Here is a 17,333-nt window from a genome sequence, read left to right as displayed (position 1 = left end):
ATCAGCGCATAGGCTGAGCTGATGGTCGAGGAGGAGCAGAAGTACGAGGTGGACGACGCCTACGTGCTGCCGGACCTGGCCGCCACGGCCCCGGCCGGGGGTCGGGTCCGGGCGCTGCCACCGGTGACGCTGGTCGCCCGCTATCTCGACACCGTCGACCTGCGGCTGGCCCGCGCCGGTGCCTCACTGCGCCACCGCAAGGGCGACGAGCTGCCCTGGACGGTGAAACTGCCGACCGGGACACCGGGTGTCCGGCACGAGATCTCCCGTCCAGGGCCGAAGGGGCGGCCACCACCGGAGCTGGTGGAGCTGGTCACCGTCCTGCACCGGGGGGCGCCGCTGGCCCCGGTGACTGTGGTGCGGACGGTGCGGCACGCGTACGAGGTGTGCGACAAGGCCGGCACGGTGCTCGCCGAGGTGGTGGACGACCGGGTGACGGTGCTGGAGGACTCCGGCGCCACCACCGACACGTTCCGCGAGGTGGAGGCGGAACGCAAGGCCGGCGACAGCGAGCTGCTCGACCGGATCGGCGCGGTGCTGCGCGAGGCTGGTGCCCGGGGTGGGTCGTTCACCCCGAAGCACGTACGGGCGCTGGGCGAGACGGCGCAGGCCGATCCGGACCTGGTCGCGCCGGCCGGGCTGCCCGCCGAGGCGAGCGCGGGCGACGTGGTGACCGAAGCGGTCCGCAAGGAGATCCGCCGGCTGCTGGCGCACGACCCACTGGTCCGGCTACGCGCCCCGGCCGCCAGTGGCGACACCGCCGTGCACCAGATGCGGGTCGCCTGTCGACGCCTGCGCAGTGACCTGCGCACCTTCAGGCCGCTGCTCCGCAAGACGTGGTCCCGTCCGCTGCGTGACGAGCTGCGCTGGCTGGCCGGTGTCCTCGGCGCGGCCCGCGACGCCGAGGTGCTGCGCGCACGGCTGCGCCGCACCGCCGACGCCGACCCGCTCAGCCCGCTCGACCAGGGCGCGGTGGACCGCTTGGACGAGGTGCTCGCCCAACGGCAGCGGACGGCGCACGCCGCCATCGACGAGGCGCTGCGCTCCGCGCGTTACCTGGCCCTGGTGGATTCCCTGGTGCTGGCCGCCCGCGCGCCCCGGCTCACCCGCAGGGCGGCCGCGCCCGCAGGTGAGGTGCTGCCCGCGCTGGTGGCCCGTCCGTGGACGCGGCTGGCCGGGCCGGACGGGGTCGACGGGCTCGACGCACAGTCGCCGGACGACAGTTGGCACGCCGTTCGCAAGGAGGCCAAGCAGGCCCGCTACGCGGTCAACGCCGTGGCACCGACGGTCGGCAAGGGTGCGCGTCGCCTGTCCCGCGCCCTGGCCCAGGTTCAGGACGTGCTCGGCGAGCACCAGGATGCGGCAGTCGCGGCGGACACCTGGCTGGAGATCGCGGCCGAGCGGCCGGACGACCACGAGTTGGCGGTCACCGCCGGGCGGCTCGCCGAGCGGGAACGCGGGTCCGTACGCCGCACACGCGGCCTCCTTCCGGCCGCCTGGCACCGGGCGACCCGACGACGGCGGACCAGTTGGCTGCCGTGATCGGCATCCGGGCGGCGGGCGGGGTGGCCTGGCGGCCGACCCCCGACGGCGTACGCGTCTGTGTGGTGCACCGCCCCCGCTACGGCGACTGGACCCTGCCGAAGGGCAAGCTGGAGCCGGGTGAGCACGCGCTGGCAGCGGCGGTCCGTGAGGTGGCCGAGGAGTCCGACGTGCGGGGCGTACCGCAGGTCCGGCTGCCGTCGGTGCGGTACCGCAGCGAGGGGCAGGCCAAGCTCGTCGACTACTGGTCGATGCTCGCTGTGGCCAGCGGCGGTTTCCAACCGGACACCGAGGTGGACGACATGCGCTGGCTCGCGGTGGACGACGCGATCCGGTTGGTCAGCTACCCGCACGACGCCGAGGTCCTGGCGGCGTTCGCCGCGCTGCCGCCGGTGACCGCGACTGTCGCGCTGGTCCGGCACGCGCACGCAGGCAAGCGGGCCACCTGGTCCGGCCCGGACGTCGGGCGGCCCCTGGACGCCGAGGGACGGGCCCAGGCGAGCGCCCTGGCCGACCTTGTCGCCCTGATCAGGCCGTCCCGGCTGGTGTCGGCGTCACCGCGACGGTGCGTGCAGACACTGGACCCGGCGGCGGCGCTGCTCGACCTGCCGATCGAGATCTGCGGCGACCTGGACGAACCCCAGCCCGGCCAGCAGAGCGACGAGCAGATCCTGGCCACCGCCGCCCGGCTGCTGGAGTTGGCCAACGCCGGTGGGCAGGTGGCGGTGTGCAGCCAGGGCAAGGTGCTGCCGGGCGCCCTGGAGCAGCTCACCGGCCGCACCGACGAGGACTTCACGACGCCCAAGGGCGGCGGTTGGCTGCTTGCCTTCACCGCCGACCGCCTGTTGGCCGTCGACCGCCTGTAGGGCCGTCGACCGCCTGTAGGGCGTTTCAGCGGGGCGGGAGGGTCAGGGTCACCGCGACCGGCAGGTGGTCGCTGGCCGTGCTGCGGGGCGCCACCGGGTCGCCGGGAGTCAGGCCGGGCGAGACGAAGATGTGGTCGATCTGCTGGCGCGGGTCGTCCGCCGGGCTGGTCGCCAGCGGTCGGGCGGTCGCGAACGCGTCGGTCAGGCCCGCGTCGGTGAACTCCGTGTACGCCTCGTCGCCGGGCTCGGTGTTCAGGTCGCCGGCGACAACCAGGGGTCGGCCGGCCGCGTACCGGGTGGCGAAGTCCGCGACCGCGCGGGCCTGCACCACAGGGCCCCGCCCCGGTGGCGGTTGCAGGTGGGTGCTCACCACGGCGGTACGGACACCGTCACCCAGGTCCAGCGTGACGGCGAGGGCCTGCGCACCGGTGGGCGCCCCGACGGCCGGCAGCGGGAGGCTGCGCGGGTCGCGCATCGGCCAACGGCTGAGCACCGCGTCACCCCAGACCGGGTCGGCGGCCGGCCCGAAGACGTACGGCATACCGAGCCGGCCCGCCAGCAGGTCCAGGGTGTCGTGCCCACCGTTGAGCAGCCAGGCGCGGTCCACCTCGCTGAGCAGCACCACGTCGGGTCGTTGCCGTTCGACGACCTCGGTGAGGCCGGGCAGGTCGAACCGACCGTCCAGCCCGAAACCCATCCGGATGTTGTAGGCCACCACGGTCAGCCGCTCCGGCGGGCCGTCCCGGTTGCTGGCCACCGGGATGTCGTCGGCGAGCACCGGCGCCAGCAGGGCCAGCGCGGTGACCGCGGCGGCGGCCCGTAGTGGCGGAAACGGCCCGGGGAGCCGGTGCACGACGGGACGGGCGGCGAACGCCACGACGGCGGCGAGACCGGCCACCAGCACGGGCACCGCCGCGTTGGGGTAACCGAGGTCGTAGGCGGAGTAGTACCCGACCGCCCCCAGCGCGAAGACGAGCATGCCGGCGGCCACCGAGTACCCCCGGCGGGCCGCTCTGGCGCTGGCGTTGTCGCTGGCGTTCGCGGTGTCGCTGTCCGGGCCGCTGGCGTCGTCGGTCAGCGCGAGGCAGGCACCGAGACCGACTGCCGCGAGCAGGATGGCCGGGAGGAGCAGGTCACCCCGGTCGAGGGCGAACAGCACCGCGCCGGCCAGCAGCGCCACCGGCCCGTACGCGCGGCTCCACCCCCGGGGCGGTCGGGTCAACGCGGTACACAGGAACCCGGCGACCGCCACCGACACCGGCGCCAGGCCGAACAGCGGCGAACGAGCCACACCGTCCCCGGCCACCAGGTACGACATCCCGGTCCGGGCCAGTGCCGGGGAGAGCGCCACCATTGCGGCCAGCAGCAGCGCCGGCCCGGCCAGCAGCCAGTCCCGCACCCCACCGGTACCGGTCACGCCATCGGCACGGGTGCCGGGCTGCGCCGTCCCGAGCACGAACAGCACGACCGCGACGGAGCTGAGCAGCCAGGCCAACCAGCCGCCCCGCCACACCAGGTCGACGGTGTCCAACACCGCGTGCAGGGCCGCGTTGACAGCGAAACCCAACGCCAGCCCCGGAACCGGGCGGTCGGTGTCGGCGGCGACGCCGACCAGCCAGACCAGCCCGGCGAGCAGCCCGGCGGTGGCCAACCAGAGCTGCGTACGCCCGCCGGGTGTTGCGGTGAGCGCGAGCCGGGCGACGGCGAGCAAAACGGCGGCGACGACCGTGACGGGGCGGGCGCCGACCCGGCGGACCACAGCGGGTGCGCCCAGCGCGAGCACGAACCAGCCGAGGGCGAACGCGCCCATCAGCTCGGCCGGCGTGGACGCCGCCTGGCCGAAGATGGTGATGATGCCGGGCAGCCAGACCCGCAGCACGTCGATGAGCAGGATGACGCCCAGCGCGAGCGTCCCGGTGGTGAGCTGGCGGTAGCGCACCGGCGCCCCATTTCGCGTCGACGGGCCGGCGGAGGGGGACCGGCACGGCGATTCTGCGCGAGCGAGGCGAGCGGGTCAACGGTCCCCGTACGCCGAAAGGGCGCCCACCCACGGGTGGACGCCCTTTCGGAACAGGTCGGTCAGCGCTTGCTGGCCGCCTTCTTGGCCGGAGCCTTCTTCGCCGGCGCCTTCTTGGCCGCCGCGCTCTTGCTCGCCGCCGCGGTGGTCTTCTTCGCTGCGGTCGACTTGGTCACCGCGGTGGTCTTCTTCGCCGCCGCGGTGGTCTTCTTGCTGGCGGCCGTCTTGGTCGCCGTGGTGCTCTTGCTCGCCTTGGCCGGGGCGGTCTTCTTGCTGGCGGCCGTCTTGGCCGTCGTGGTGCTCTTGCTCGCCTTGGCCGGGGCGGTCTTCTTGCTGGCGGCCGTCTTGGCCGCGGTCGCCTTGGTGCCAGCGGCCTTCGTGCCGGCAGCCTTGGTGCCAGCCGCCTTGGTGCCGGCTGCCTTGGTGCCGGCCGCCTTGGCCGTGGCGGTGCTGGTGGCGGCCTTCTTCGTCGCCACCGTGGCCTTCGGCACCTTGCCGCTGGCCACCATCTCCTTGAACCCGGCGCCAGCGCGGAAGGTCGGGACTGACGTCTTCTTGACCTTCACCGCCTCGCCGGTACGAGGGTTGCGCGCTGTTCGCGCGCCACGTACACGCTTTTCGAATGCTCCGAATCCGGTGATCGCCACCTTCTCGCCCTTGGTGACTGCCGCCTGGACCTCGGTGAGGACCGCGTCGAGCGCGGCCGTCGCCATCTTCCGGTCCCCCAGGCGAACAGCGAGCGCCTCGATGAGCTCGGCCTTGTTCACGACTTCCTCCCGATTGTGCAACTGACTCGACGCGAGCCATTCTGCGCGCACGTTATGCCCTGTGCTGCCGAGACACAAACATTCGGTAGAAAAAAGCCCTTGTGTCGTAACGGATTCACCCCCACCGGTTGGACCGATGGGGGTGGAATTCGCTGTGTGAGCGGGCGTACGGCTATGCCACGGAGGGCAGGAACGGCAGTCGACGCGCCTCGTAGGAGTCGATGTCGGCGGCGTGCCGAAGGGTGAGTCCAATGTCGTCCAGGCCCTCCAGCAGCCGCCAACGGCTGAAGTCGTCCAGCGGGAACGACCAGCTGGCGTCCCCCGCCCGGAGCTGGCGGGCGGTCAGGTCGACGGTCACCGGGGTGGTTGGATCCGACTCGACCAGATCCCACAACTCTTCGACGGCTTTCAATTCCAACTCGACCGGCAACAGACCTTCCTTGAGGGCGTTGCCACGGAAGATGTCGCCGAAGCGCGGGGCCACCACCGCGCGGAAGCCCCAGTCCCGCAGGGCCCACACGGCGTGCTCCCGGGAGGAGCCGGTGCCGAACTCCGGGCCGGCGATGAGGATCGACGCCCCGGAATAGCTGTCATCGTTGAGCACGAATTCCGGATCTTCCCGCCACGCGTTGAACAGCCCGTCGGCGAAACCCGTCCGGGTCACCCGCTTGAGGTACACGGCGGGGATGATCTGATCGGTGTCCACGTTGGACCGCCGCAGCGGCACGGCGGTGCCGGTGTGGGTGGTGAACTTGTCCATCTCCTCGGTCCCTTCTACAGGTCGGCGGGGGCGGCCAGCCGGCCGACCACGGCGGTGGCGGCGGCGACCGGTGGGGAGACCAGGTGGGTACGCCCACCCCGGCCCTGACGGCCCTCGAAGTTGCGGTTCGAGGTGGACGCGGAGCGCTCGCCCGGCTTCAGCGTGTCGGGGTTCATCCCCAGACACATGGAGCAGCCGGCGAACCGCCACTCGGCCCCGGCGTCGGTGAAGACCTTGTCCAGCCCCTCGACCTCGGCGGCCTCCCGCACTGCGGCGGAACCGGGCACCACGAGCATCCGGACGCCGTCGGCGACCTGGTGCCCCCGCAGCACGTCGGCGGCGGCCCGCAGGTCCTCCAGACGACCGTTGGTGCAGGAGCCCACGAAGACCACGTCGATGGGCAGCTCCCGCAGGGGGGTGCCGGGGCGCAGGTCCATGTATTCCAGGGCGCGACGCGCGGCGGCGCGCTCCGAGTCGGTGGTGAACTCCTCCGGATCCGGCACCGGCGCGCTCAGCGGCGCCCCCTGGCCGGGGTTGGTGCCCCAGGTGACGAACGGGGTGACCTGGCTGGCGTCCAGGGTCACCTCGGCGTCGAAGCGCGCGCCCTCGTCGGTGGGCAGCGTCCGCCACCACGCCAGCGCCGCGTCCCAGTCCGCGCCCTGCGGCGCGTTCGGCCGACCCTTGAGGTACGCGAAGGTCGTCTCGTCCGGCGCGATCATGCCGGCCTTGGCGCCCCACTCGATGGACATGTTGGCGATGGTCATCCGCCCCTCCATGGAGAGGGCCTGGATCGCCTCGCCGCGGTACTCGACGATGTGCCCGCGCCCACCGCCGGTGCCGACCTGGGTGATCAGCGCCAGCACCAGGTCCTTGGCGGTGACGCCGGGGGCGAGGCGGCCGGTGACGTTCACGGCCATCGTCTTCGGCCGGCTCTGCGGCAGCGTCTGGGTGGCCAGCACGTGCTCCACCTCGCTGGTGCCGATGCCGAAGGCGAGCGCGCCGAACGCGCCGTGGGTGGCGGTGTGCGAGTCGCCGCAGACGATCGTCATGCCCGGCTGGGTGACACCGAGCTGCGGGCCGATGACGTGCACGATGCCCTGGTTGTCGTCACCGAGCGGGTGCAGCCGCACCCCGAACTCGGCGCAGTTGCGGCGCAGCGTCTCGATCTGCGTACGCGACGTGGGGTCCTCGATGGTGAGCAGGTCACCACGGCGGAGGCGGAACGCCGGGTCGGCGTACCCGGTCGGGGTGTTGTGGTCCTCGGTCGCGAGGGTCAGGTCGGTACGACGCACCCGGCGCCCGGCGAGCCGCAGCCCGTCGAACGCCTGCGGGCTGGTCACCTCGTGCAGGAGGTGCAGGTCGATGAAGAGCAGGTCCGGCTCACCAGCGGCAGACCGTACGACGTGCGTGTCCCAGACCTTCTCGGCCAGGGTCCTCGGCTCAGGAGTGACTCCCACCATCTGGACATCCTAAATTCTGGGAGGTAAGTTTCGGCTTGTGGGACACAGTATGAGCGGTGTCGGCGTTCTCGACAAGGCGGTGGTCATCCTGGCCGCCTGCGTCGACGGCGCCAGCCTGGCCGAACTCGTTGAACGCACCAAGCTGCCCCGAGCCACCGCGCACCGGCTGGCACAGGCCCTGGAGATTCACCGGATGCTGGTGCGCGACACCCAGGGCAGGTGGCGACCGGGCCCCCGCCTGGGTGAGCTGGCCAACGCCGCACCGGACGTTCTGCTCACCGCCGCCGAGCCACTGCTGGCCGCCCTGCGCGACGCCACCGGCGAGAGCGCACAGCTCTACCTGCGCCGCGCCGACGAGCGGATCTGCGTGGCGGCGGCAGAGCGCGCCAGCGGCCTGCGGGACACCGTTCCGGTCGGCTCGGTGCTGCCGATGACGGCCGGCTCCGCGGCCCAGATCCTGCTCGCCTGGGAGCCGCCGGAGGCGGTGATGCCGTTGCTGCCGCGCAGCAAGTTCACCGGCCGGACCCTTGCCGAGGTACGCCGTCGTGGCTGGGCGCAGAGCGTCGCCGAGCGGGAGGCCGGTGTGGCGAGCGTCTCCGCGCCGATCCGTGACCGCACCGGCCGGGTGATCGCCTCGGTGAGCATCTCCGGCCCGATAGAGCGCCTGGGCCGCCGCCCCGGCGAACGCCACGCCATGGCAGTGGTGAGAGCCGGCCAACGCCTCTCCGGCCTCTAACCCCCCTGTCCCCCACCCACCCCTGTCCCCGCCCCCTCCCACCCAGCGCGGGTGATCAAGAGGTTTGCGTCATGACACGCCGAAAGCGGTGACGCAAAGCTCTTGATCACCGAGGCAGAGGTGGAGGCGGCCGGGGCCGGTGGTGGGGTACGGGAAAGCCCGTCCTGCCATTGGCGGGACGGGCTTTGGGTGTTGTAGCCCCGACCGGATTCGAACCGGCGCTACCGCCTTGAGAGGGCGGCGTCCTGGGCCACTAGACGACGGGGCCAGAACTTTTCCGTTCACCGCCCTCGCGGGCGGCACGGCTGTAGTCTAGCGGCACCGTCGCGCCGGGGTAATCGCGGGGTGCGGGCGCACAGCGGGCCGGCGCGGACAGCAAAGCGGACAACAAAACAGCCCGCCTCACCAGGTGAGACGGGCTGTGCACAATGTAGCCCCGACCGGATTCGAACCGGCGCTACCGCCTTGAGAGGGCGGCGTCCTGGGCCACTAGACGACGGGGCCAGAACTAGCTTTTGCTCCCCCACCCGTGCGGGCGGAGGAGCTGCACTCTACCGAAGACCACTCTCCGCCCCCGAAGGGGCGGAGTCGAACTCCGTCAGAATCCAGCGTCTGGAACTCTCGCGAATTCCAGCAGCGCTGGGGTACCAGGACTCGAACCTAGACTAACTGAACCAGAATCAGTCGGGCTGCCAATTACCCCATACCCCATTGGCACCTTGCGGCGCCGGGAGTGAACTTTACCCTCCCGGTGCCGACTGGCCAAATCCGATCCCCCCGAACCGCTCGTGAGCTGCGAAAACAGGGGCATCGGACGGATCAGGCGACGGGAACCACCGGGTTGGTGAGCTCGCCGATGCCCTCGATCCGCACGGTGACCGTATCCCCCTCGACAAGCGGGCTAACCCCGGCCGGAGTGCCGGTGAGAACGACGTCTCCGGGCAGCAGAGTCATCACGTGCGAGATGTACGACACCAGGCCCGCCACGTCGAAGACCATGTCCTTGGTCCGGCCGAGCTGGCGTACCTCCATCTCCTCCGGGTTGCGACCCACCTCACAGCGGATCTCCACGTCGGAGACGTCCAGACCGGTGGTGATCCACGGACCGATCGGGCAGAACGAGTCGAAGCCCTTGGCCCGGGTCCACTGCCCGTCCGAGCGCTGGAGGTCCCGCGCGGTGACGTCGTTGGCGCAGGTGTAGCCGAAGATGGCGCGTTCGGCGGCCGCCCGGTCGGCGCGGCGCGCCCCCGGTGCCCCGATCACGACCGCGAGTTCCGCCTCGTGCTCGACCTGCTTGGAGAAGATCGGCAGTCGGATGGCGTCGCGGGGGCCGATCACCGAGGTGGACGGCTTGAGGAAGAGCAGCGGCTCCTTAGGCACGTCGTTGCCGAGCTCGGCGGCGTGGTCGGCGTAGTTGCGGCCGACACAGACGACCTTGCTGGGCAGGATCGGCGAGAGCAGCCGAACGTCGGAAAGGGCCCAACGGGCCCCACTGAAGGAGAGTTTGCCGAACGGGTGGCCCTCGATCTCGGCGATGGTCAGGCCCTGCGGCCCGGCCCCCGCTTCGCCTTCGACGGCACCGAACGACATTCCCTTGGCATGGGCGAAACGAGCGATACGCACCCGGCCAATCTAGCCCCGCCGACACCTCCACCGGCCAGGACCGGCCGTGCGGTGTGCGCAACACGTCAGCGCGGCACCCTATCGGAGCAGGAGGTGAGCGGGGCGGTCTTCCCGACTTCGTACCCGCACGGAGGCAACTCGCCCCTACCGTCGGCTCCGGAGGTTCGTTCGTATGCCTGCATCGACACGACACCACAGAGCCCTCGCAGTGTTCGTACACTGCCTCGGCATCCTCGCCGCCGTGCCGGCCCTGCCGTCGGCGGCCCCGGAGGCGGCGGCCACGCCACGACCACCGGCCGCCACGCCACAACCAACGACCGCGACGCCACGACCGGGCGCCGCGCGGCCACCGGCGGAGACCGCCGGGCCGACCGTCACGCAGCCGCCGGTCGCGGTGGTCGCGTGGCTGACCGAGCCCACCCCGCCCTCGGCGCCACCGGCGGTGGCACCACCCTCCCGGGCACCGGCGTCAGCGCCCCCGCAACAGGTCACGGTGGCGGTCGCGCCGGAGAGCAGCCCGGCGCCGAGGTACCGGATCCAGGTGCGCAACGTGGGCAACGCGCCCGTGGACACCACTGTGCGTCAGGAGCTGCCGGCCGGCTCGTCGCCGACCGCGATCAGCGCCGGCGGCCGGTCCACCAGCGCCGGCGGGTCCAGCACGGAGGTGACCTGGCGGTTGCGGCTGCCGGCGCACAGCAGCACCACGCTGGGCACCGCCCTCGCCGCGACCGCACCGGGCCAGCCGCTGACCGCGCCGGCCTGCGCGTTCACCAGTGACGGCAGCCGGCCGTACGACTGCGCGACGGCCACCTGGAAGGCGGCGGGAGCACCGGCGGCCGAGGTCACCGAGGCGCCGCCCTGGCGGCGGTACCCGGTGCTGCTCGCCGGCCTGGCGGTCCTGCTGTTGGTCAGCGCCGCGCTGCTGTGGGTGTGGCGTCGTCGGCGCGGACGTCGGGTGACGGCTGCCGCACTGGCCACCAGCGGCGGGCCGGAGGGTGATCGCGGGACGATCTATCCGCGTCCGGCAGCCCCGAGGCCGGCGAGTCGTCGGCGTACCCCGCCGGTCTGGTTGTTGGTGGGTGCCGCCGTCGTGGTGCTGGCCGGCGTCGTCGGCACCGCCGGCTGGACGGCGACCCGGCAGGTCTCGGAGATCGACACGCAGAAGCAGCCGACCAGCGGCGCGTGGATGGGTAGCGGTGTGACCGGACCGGTGGGTGTGCCGCTGCGTGAGTCGGCGTTCGAGTTCACCGTGTACCGGATGTCGTGTGGTGCGCCCGGCTCTGCCGCGAAGACCGACGGCGGTGGTGCGGCACCGGCCAACGGTCGACGCTGCCAGGCCACAGTGGGTGTGCGCAACGTCACCGGGGACCACCAGCCCTGGCACGGTCAACTGCAACGGGCGTACCTGCCCGGCGGGCGCTGGGTGAGCACCGACGAGCCGGCCACCCGGGCGGCCAACCTGGGTCGGGACATCTTCGCCGACCCGATGGCTGCGGGCACCCGGATGGTGCTCCCGCTGGTCTTCACCGTCGACGGGCGGGACCCGCCCCAGCAACTGGAGCTGCGCAGCGGGGTGTTCTCCGCCGGCGTCCGGGTGCACATGCCCTGACCGGTGTGCGGGCGGCGGTCGTACCCTGGGTGCGTGACCGCCGCCCTCGCCCCCGCCGTGCTCGACGTGGCGCAGTGGCAGGCCCGCCGACGGGCCCACGAGGAGCGCATGGACGTCTGGCTGACGCCGCACCTGGCCCGCCGACGGCGTGGTGAGCGGCATCCGGTGGCCGACTTCCTGTTCACCTACTACTCGCACCGACCAGCCCAGCTCCGTCGCTGGCACCCGGGGGCCGGGGTCGAGCTGCGCGACGCCGACCCGGCCGAGTTCGGCCGGGACTACCGCGCCACCGCCGCCGGGGTCACCCTCGACACCGATGCGGTACGCGCGCGGCGCGGCGAGTCGATCACCTGGATCCGCTCCCTGCTGGCGGCCACAGCCGGGCGGGCCCCGCACTTCGGCTGCTTCGGGATGCACGAGTGGGCGATGGTCTACCGGCAGACCCGTGAGGAGCTGCGGCACAACGCCTGGCCGCTGCGGCTGACCCCGGAGCGGACCGCCGCGGTCGTCGAGGAGCGCGGCGTGCGGTGCAGCCACTTCGACGCGTTCCGGTTCTTCACGCCGCCGGCTCGACAGTTGAACCTGCTCACCCCGACCCGGGAGACGCAGCACGCACTCGAACAGCCGGGCTGCCTACACGCCAACATGGATCTCTACAAGTGGGCGTACAAGCTGTCCCCGCTGGTCACCTCGGAACTGGTGGCCGACGCGTTCGAGCTGGCCCGGGAGATCCGCACGCTGGACATGCGGGCCAGCCCGTACGACCTGGCGGCGCTGGGCTGTCCGCCGGTGCGGGTGGAGACGCCGGAGGGTCGGGCGGAGTACGCGGCGGCGCAACGTGGGTTCGCCGACCGGGCCGCCGTGCTGCGCGACCGGCTGCTCGCCGCCGTCCCGGCCTGAGCCGGGCCGCCAGTCAGTCGTCGTCGGCGCGGCGGTCGCGTTTGCGCTGGGACTGGCGCTTCTTCTCAGCCAGCCGGCGTTCCTTGGCCCCCCGCGACGGGCGGGTCGCTCGGCGGGCCGGCGGCGGGGGTGCGGCGGCCTCCCGCAGCAGGGCGGTCATCCGTTCGCGGGCCGCCTCCCGGTTGGCCAGTTGGGCCCGGTGCTCACTGGCGGCGATCGTCAGCACCCCGTCGACCAGGCGGTTGGCCAGCCGGGCCAGGGCCCGCGACCGCAACCACTCGGGCACGGCCGGCGAGTTGGCCAGGTCATAGCTCAGCTCGACCCGGGAGTCCGCGGTGTTCACTCCCTGCCCACCCGGCCCGGACGAGCGGGAGAAGCGCTCCCGCAGCTCCCCGGCGGGGACGACCCACCGGTCGGTCACCCGCAGTCCGTCGTCCACGCCCCGAGGCTAACCTGCGACGACCCGCCGGGGGTCATCGGTGCGGACGCTCACTCTGCGGCGGGGACTGGCTGGGCGTCGGCCCGGCGGTTTCCTCGTCGGCGCCGACCGCCGCGTACGCCACCGCGCCGAAGAGCAGCAGCGCGATCACCGCGGCCTTGACGACGAGCCCACGGACGAGTGTCCAGGCGCCTCGACGGGCGCCCGGCACCGATTTCTTGACGGTCTGGTAATCGTTCCACCCGCGTCGTGCCCGGGCGTACGCCGACCCCACTGCACATCCGATGACCAGGCCCACCAGCAGGAGGACCGCAAGAAGGGGACTCTCCACCTCCGCCAGTATCCATACCGACCGTAATATTTCCATGGCCCGATGCTGTCCCGCCGGATATCTGACAGTGGCCGCGCTGCCACCGCCCGCCGCGAGGCCGTCCGGGCAGCTCAGCCACCCTTGCCGATGATCGTGTCGGCGGTCTGCTGCACCTGGTCGATCGGGATGGCGAAGCCGATGCCGATCGATCCGTTTCCGTCGATGGTGGCGATCGCGGTGTTCACCCCGACCACCTCCCCGCGGGCGTTGACGAGGGGCCCACCGGAGTTGCCGGGGTTGATGGAGGCGTCGGTCTGCACCGCAGTGTGCCGGTTGTTGCCCAGCCGCACCTCGCGGTCCAACGCGCTGACGATGCCCGCGGTGACCGTCCCGGCCAGGCCGAGCGGCGAACCGACGGCGAGGACTGGCTCGCCGACCCGGGTCGCTCCCGGCTTGGCCAGGGGCAACGGGGTGAGCCCGGCCGATGCCGGCACCTTCAGCACGGCCAGGTCGCTGCGCGGCTCCCGTCCGACCACCTCGGCGGCAAACCGGCGGCCGTCGGGCAGCTCCACTGTCACCGGCCCACCGCCCCCCTTGGCCAGGATGTGGTCGTTGGTGATGAGGTGCTGCTGGTCGTCGACGGCGAAGCCCGAACCGGTCGCGGACCCGCTGGTCGTGGACCCGCCGGTCGCGCCGCCGCCGGCCAGCACCGACACCACCCCGGGTACGGTCCGCTCCGCCGCCGTGACCAGCTCGGCCGGCACCGGGGCGGCGGACGCCGCTGCCGGGCCCCCAGCCCCGTCCCGGCTGGCCACCACGCCACCGGCGAGAGCACCGGAGACCGCGGAGACCGCCACCACGGCCAGCACGGCGAGCAGCCGCCCAGGCTGTCGCCCGCCCGGTTCCCGCTCGGGTGGGTCCCACCACCCGCGCCCGTCCGGGTCGAGTTCCGGCGAGATGAACCAGGGACCGCGCGGTTCGCCCAGTCCGGTCTGCACTGCCATGCGTACTCCTCACGGTCGACGTCGGTCGTGCGCGGCGATCAGGGCAGCCGGGAGAACCAGCGCATCGAGCCGGCGGCGGCACCCATCGCGAACACCAGTCCGAGGCCGATGAACCGGGCCGAGACGTCCTGCCGCTCGGTGCGGTATCCGACCGAGCTGCCGATGTCGTCGTAGACGGCTCGCAGCTCGTCGGTGGTGCTGGCCTCGTGGAACATGCCGCCGGTCTCCTCGGCGACCGCCTTGAGCGTCTGCCCGTCGACAGGCACCTGGATGGGCCGTCCGCCACGGTCCACGAACCCGGACGGTGTGCCGAACGAGATGGCGTGCACCGGCACCTCGGCCGTCACCGCCTCCGCCGCCGCTTCCATCGGGTCCATCCCGGAAGTGTTGGCGCCGTCGGAGAGCAGGATGATCCGGGCCGGCGGCGTCTCCTTCGCGGCCTCGCTGTCCAGGCTCTTGACCGCGCCGAGCGAGGTGTTGATGGCCTCGCCGATCGCGGTGCCCTGCACCCCGGTGATTCCCTCGGCGAGCCGGTCGATCCCCTCGTCGAGGGCACCCCGGTCGGTGCCGGGCGGCACCAGCACGGCGGCGCTGCCCGCGAAGGCGACGAGCCCCACGTTGAACTCGTCGGGCAGGCCCTCGACGAAGCGCCGGGCCGCCTGCTTCGCGGCGGTCAACCGGTCCGGTTCCACGTCGGTGGCGAGCATCGACGTGGACACGTCCACCGCCACCATCACCGTGGCGCGTTCCCGGGGGACCCGGACCTCGGCGCTGGGTCGGGCGAACCCGACCACGAGCAGCGCCAGCATGGCCAGGAAGAGCCCGGCCGGCACGTGCCGGCGCCAGGCGGGCCGCTCGGGGGCAACCCGGTCCAGCAACCGCAGGTTGGTGAAGCGGACCGCGTAGCGGCTGCGTCGGCGCTGCACCACCAGATACGCGACGACCAGGGCGAGCACGCCGAGCAGCAGCCAGAGTCGCAGTGGCGACTGCCAGATCACGCGACACCTCCCCGTCGGTGGCCGGCCGGCGCGGCGGCGAGCCGACGTTGGGCGTGGACGTGCCGGACGATGTCCGCGCTCCAGTCCCCGTCGGTGCGCAACGGCAGGTGGGTGACCCCGCTGCGGCGCAAGGCCTGGCGGACCTGATCGCGTTGGGCGGCGGCGGCCTCGGCGTACCGCTCCCGCAACCGACGGTCCGATGTGCACACCTCACGGCAACGCCCGGTCTCCGGGTCCATCAGCGTGATCAGGCCGACGTCCGGCAACTCCAGCTCACGCGGGTCGGTCACCTCGATCGCCAGCACCTGGTGCCGGGCGGTCAGCCGGCGCAGCGTCCGTTCCCAGGGCGCCTGCCTGTCGGGGTCGTCGGGCAGCCCGTCGAGGAAGTCGGACACCACCACGACCAGTCCCCGCCGGTTGGCGATCCGGTGCAGCGCGTCGAGCCCGTCGGCCAGATCCGGCGGGCGGGGTTGTCCCCCGGCCTCCGACCCGGGCGCGGTGGCACGAGGGGCGGCGAGCAGCGCGCGGAGCAGAGCAAGCAGATGGGTACGTCCGGCGCGGGCGGGGAAGCGGCGTACCCCGTCCGCGCGCAGCACCTGGGCGCCGAGGCGGTTGCCGACGCCCGCGGTCAGGAACCCGACCGCCGCGACGGCTGCCACCGCCAGCTCCCGCTTGTCCAGCTCGGCGGTGCCGAACTCCATGCTGGCGCTGCCGTCGACCAACAGCCAGGTGGTCAGCTCACGGTCGGCGTCGACCTGCCGGACGTGCGGTACGGCGGTACGGGCCGTCACCGCCCAGTCCATCCGGCGCACCTCGTCCTCGCCCGGCCGGTACTCACGGCTGCCGGCTGGTTCACTGCCCGGTCCGGGCAGCAGGCCGCGGTACTGGCCGTGCAGCAGGCCGTTCAGTCGGCGCGTGACGGTCAGCTCCAGGCGGCGCAACCGCTGGTCGGGGGCCAGCTCGGCCAGGCCGGGGTCGGCCGGCGCGGCGGCTGGTGCCACCTGCACGCGTCTCATGCCGCCGCCAGATCCGGCGTCTGCTGTGGGCTGGCCAGCCGAGGCGGTGGCACCGCCTCGACCAGGCGGCGCACCACACTCTCGGCCGACACCCCGTCGGCCACCGCGTCGAAGGAGAGCACCAGCCGGTGGGCGAGGACGTCTACGGCGAGTTCACGGACGTCCTCGGGCAGCACGTACTCCCGTCCCCGCAGCAGGGCCTGCGCCCGGGCGGCCGCGACCAGGCCCAGGGTGGCCCGCGGGCTGGCCCCGTACGCCAGCAGTGGTGCGATCTCCGGCAGCCCGAACCGGCCCGGGTCCCGGGTGGCGAGGATCAGCCGCACCACGTACTCGGCCAGCGCGTGGTGGACGAAGACCCTCTCGGCGTGGAGCTGGAGGTCCCGCAGCCGTTGGGCGTCGAGCACCCGCCGTGGGCTCGGCCGGTCGGTGCTCATCCGGTAGAGGATGGCCAGTTCGTCGGCGTCGCTGGGGTAGTCGACAACCACCTTCATCAGGAACCGGTCGCGCTGCGCCTCCGGGAGCTGGTAGACCCCCTCCGACTCGATCGGGTTCTGGGTCGCCAGCACCAGGAAGGGCTCCGGGACCGGCCAGCTCCGCCCGCCGATCGAGACCTGCCGTTCGGCCATCGCCTCCAGCAGCGCCGACTGAACCTTCGCCGGGGCACGGTTGATCTCGTCGGCCAGCACCAGGTTGGCCATGATCGGGCCGAGCTCGATGTCGAAGGTCTCCTTGGAGGCCCGGTAGATCCGGGTGCCGACGATGTCGGAGGGGACCAGGTCCGGAGTGAACTGGATCCGCGAGAAGCTGCCACCGACCACTGTGGCGAGGGTCTGGGCGGCCAGTGTCTTGGCGACGCCGGGCACCCCCTCCAGGAGACAGTGCCCGTTGGCGACCAGTGCGGTGAGCAGGCGTTCGACGAGGCGATCCTGCCCGACGATCACGCGTTTGACCTCGAAGAGGGTCTGTTCCAGCTCGGCGCCCGTCGGCTCGGGATCGACCGAGCTGGGCATGCTGGCCAGGGTGTCCGAGATGTCCGTCACGGTGCTTGCTTCCCGGGCACGTGCCCGGCAAACGTCGGATTGTGCGGGCCGGACCGGCCCTGGGTGACCCGAACGGGGATGAGCCGCGCGAACGGGTGAAGAACGGCACGAGGCACGCGGCGACGGCCGATCGACTCGGGACCACGGAAACCGGACCTTGCGGGAGACCGAGTGGATCAGAGCCGGAGTCGGGCTGGGACCGGTGGGCCCCGCAGCGGACATGGTGCGGCCCCCGCGCACGAGGCA

The 17,333-nt window shown here is 72.7% G+C and carries 16 protein-coding genes and 3 tRNA genes; 5 read left to right on the top strand and 14 right to left on the bottom strand.

The window, feature by feature from the left end; genetic code table 11:
• Positions 1-21: 21 nt before the first annotated feature.
• A complete protein-coding gene (locus tag KBX46_RS09460) occupies positions 22-1,542 on the top strand; it encodes a CYTH and CHAD domain-containing protein (RefSeq protein ID WP_210792137.1) in 1,521 nt (506 codons plus the stop codon).
• Positions 1,530-2,408 (top strand): NUDIX hydrolase, encoded by an 879-nt coding sequence (locus KBX46_RS09455; RefSeq protein WP_088946575.1) that lies wholly within the window; start codon positions 1,530-1,532, stop codon positions 2,406-2,408. The genes KBX46_RS09460 and KBX46_RS09455 overlap by 13 nt, the downstream gene beginning before the upstream one ends.
• Positions 2,409-2,433: 25 nt before the next feature.
• On the opposite strand, the gene KBX46_RS09450 is transcribed toward KBX46_RS09455, so the two are convergent.
• The 4 genes from KBX46_RS09450 to leuC form a co-directional block, all read right to left on the bottom strand.
• Positions 2,434-4,347, bottom strand: coding sequence for an endonuclease/exonuclease/phosphatase family protein (locus tag KBX46_RS09450; protein ID WP_210792136.1), 1,914 nt, complete (start codon positions 4,345-4,347; stop codon positions 2,434-2,436).
• A 140-nt stretch (positions 4,348-4,487) separates the two neighbouring features.
• On the bottom strand, positions 4,488-5,192 hold the full coding sequence (locus KBX46_RS09445) for an HU family DNA-binding protein (RefSeq protein ID WP_172861965.1): 705 nt from the start codon (positions 5,190-5,192) through the stop codon (positions 4,488-4,490).
• Between the two features lie 172 nt (positions 5,193-5,364).
• Positions 5,365-5,952: a 3-isopropylmalate dehydratase small subunit gene (gene leuD, locus KBX46_RS09440; RefSeq protein ID WP_088946572.1), complete on the bottom strand. Its 588-nt coding sequence runs from the start codon at positions 5,950-5,952 to the stop codon at positions 5,365-5,367.
• A 14-nt stretch (positions 5,953-5,966) separates the two neighbouring features.
• Positions 5,967-7,412, bottom strand: a complete 1,446-nt coding sequence (gene leuC / locus KBX46_RS09435; protein WP_210792135.1) for a 3-isopropylmalate dehydratase large subunit — start codon at positions 7,410-7,412, stop codon at positions 5,967-5,969.
• A gap of 49 nt (positions 7,413-7,461) precedes the next feature.
• Here leuC and KBX46_RS09430 point away from each other — a divergent pair, with 49 nt between their 5' ends.
• The gene (locus tag KBX46_RS09430; protein WP_007456408.1) at positions 7,462-8,148 is read left to right on the top strand and encodes an IclR family transcriptional regulator; all 687 of its coding nucleotides are present in this window, start codon (positions 7,462-7,464) and stop codon (positions 8,146-8,148) included.
• A gap of 195 nt (positions 8,149-8,343) precedes the next feature.
• Here KBX46_RS09430 and KBX46_RS09425 read toward each other — a convergent pair.
• The 4 genes from KBX46_RS09425 to KBX46_RS09410 form a co-directional block, all read right to left on the bottom strand.
• Positions 8,344-8,416: transfer RNA gene (locus KBX46_RS09425), tRNA-Glu, on the bottom strand.
• A gap of 163 nt (positions 8,417-8,579) precedes the next feature.
• Positions 8,580-8,652 (bottom strand) — tRNA-Glu (locus KBX46_RS09420).
• 135 nt (positions 8,653-8,787) lie between these two features.
• Positions 8,788-8,859, bottom strand: a tRNA-Gln gene (locus KBX46_RS09415).
• A gap of 108 nt (positions 8,860-8,967) precedes the next feature.
• Positions 8,968-9,771, bottom strand: coding sequence for a fumarylacetoacetate hydrolase family protein (locus tag KBX46_RS09410; RefSeq protein ID WP_210792134.1), 804 nt, complete (start codon positions 9,769-9,771; stop codon positions 8,968-8,970).
• Positions 9,772-9,943: 172 nt separating this feature from the next.
• Between KBX46_RS09410 and KBX46_RS09405 the strand changes: the two genes are divergently transcribed.
• On the top strand, positions 9,944-11,380 hold the full coding sequence (locus KBX46_RS09405; RefSeq protein ID WP_210792133.1) for a hypothetical protein: 1,437 nt from the start codon (positions 9,944-9,946) through the stop codon (positions 11,378-11,380).
• A gap of 33 nt (positions 11,381-11,413) precedes the next feature.
• Positions 11,414-12,280, top strand: a complete 867-nt coding sequence (locus KBX46_RS09400; protein ID WP_141908183.1) for a 3-methyladenine DNA glycosylase — start codon at positions 11,414-11,416, stop codon at positions 12,278-12,280.
• 13 nt (positions 12,281-12,293) lie between these two features.
• On the opposite strand, the gene arfB is transcribed toward KBX46_RS09400, so the two are convergent.
• The 6 genes from arfB to KBX46_RS09370 form a co-directional block, all read right to left on the bottom strand.
• On the bottom strand, positions 12,294-12,719 hold the full coding sequence (gene arfB / locus KBX46_RS09395; RefSeq protein WP_099851126.1) for an alternative ribosome rescue aminoacyl-tRNA hydrolase ArfB: 426 nt from the start codon (positions 12,717-12,719) through the stop codon (positions 12,294-12,296).
• 34 nt (positions 12,720-12,753) lie between these two features.
• Positions 12,754-13,050 (bottom strand): hypothetical protein, encoded by a 297-nt coding sequence (locus KBX46_RS09390; protein ID WP_088946566.1) that lies wholly within the window; start codon positions 13,048-13,050, stop codon positions 12,754-12,756.
• A 110-nt stretch (positions 13,051-13,160) separates the two neighbouring features.
• Positions 13,161-14,033 (bottom strand): S1C family serine protease, encoded by an 873-nt coding sequence (locus KBX46_RS09385; protein ID WP_088946565.1) that lies wholly within the window; start codon positions 14,031-14,033, stop codon positions 13,161-13,163.
• A 38-nt stretch (positions 14,034-14,071) separates the two neighbouring features.
• Positions 14,072-15,031, bottom strand: coding sequence for a VWA domain-containing protein (locus KBX46_RS09380; protein WP_088946564.1), 960 nt, complete (start codon positions 15,029-15,031; stop codon positions 14,072-14,074).
• Entirely contained in the window at positions 15,028-16,047 is a 1,020-nt protein-coding gene (locus KBX46_RS09375) for a DUF58 domain-containing protein (protein ID WP_141908182.1), read from the bottom strand. The genes KBX46_RS09380 and KBX46_RS09375 overlap by 4 nt, the downstream gene beginning before the upstream one ends.
• Positions 16,044-17,087 carry a MoxR family ATPase gene (locus KBX46_RS09370; protein WP_088946562.1) on the bottom strand — a complete coding sequence of 348 codons (1,044 nt, stop codon included), beginning with the start codon at positions 17,085-17,087 and terminating at the stop codon, positions 16,044-16,046. Before KBX46_RS09370 ends, KBX46_RS09375 begins: the two co-directional genes overlap by 4 nt.
• Positions 17,088-17,333 lie beyond the last annotated feature (246 nt).

This window comes from Micromonospora sp. C81 (genome assembly GCF_018070425.1).
Taxonomy (GTDB): Bacteria; Actinomycetota; Actinomycetes; order Mycobacteriales; family Micromonosporaceae; genus Micromonospora; species Micromonospora zamorensis.
Note: the sequence above shows the minus strand (reverse complement) of the source record. Positions and strands in the feature narration are given on the sequence as shown.

Bases quoted from the DNA above. Each gene is read 5' to 3' on its own strand.
- leuC (WP_210792135.1), bottom strand. From the start codon at position 7,412: ATGGTGGGAGTCACTCCTGAGCCGAGGACCCTGGCCGAGAAGGTCTGG.
- KBX46_RS09385 (WP_088946565.1), bottom strand. From the start codon at position 14,033: ATGGCAGTGCAGACCGGACTGGGCGAACCGCGCGGTCCCTGGTTCATC.
- KBX46_RS09405 (WP_210792133.1), top strand. From the start codon at position 9,944: ATGCCTGCATCGACACGACACCACAGAGCCCTCGCAGTGTTCGTACAC.
- KBX46_RS09430 (WP_007456408.1), top strand. From the start codon at position 7,462: ATGAGCGGTGTCGGCGTTCTCGACAAGGCGGTGGTCATCCTGGCCGCC.
- leuD (WP_088946572.1), bottom strand. From the start codon at position 5,952: ATGGACAAGTTCACCACCCACACCGGCACCGCCGTGCCGCTGCGGCGG.
- KBX46_RS09460 (WP_210792137.1), top strand. From the start codon at position 22: ATGGTCGAGGAGGAGCAGAAGTACGAGGTGGACGACGCCTACGTGCTG.
- KBX46_RS09375 (WP_141908182.1), bottom strand. From the start codon at position 16,047: ATGAGACGCGTGCAGGTGGCACCAGCCGCCGCGCCGGCCGACCCCGGC.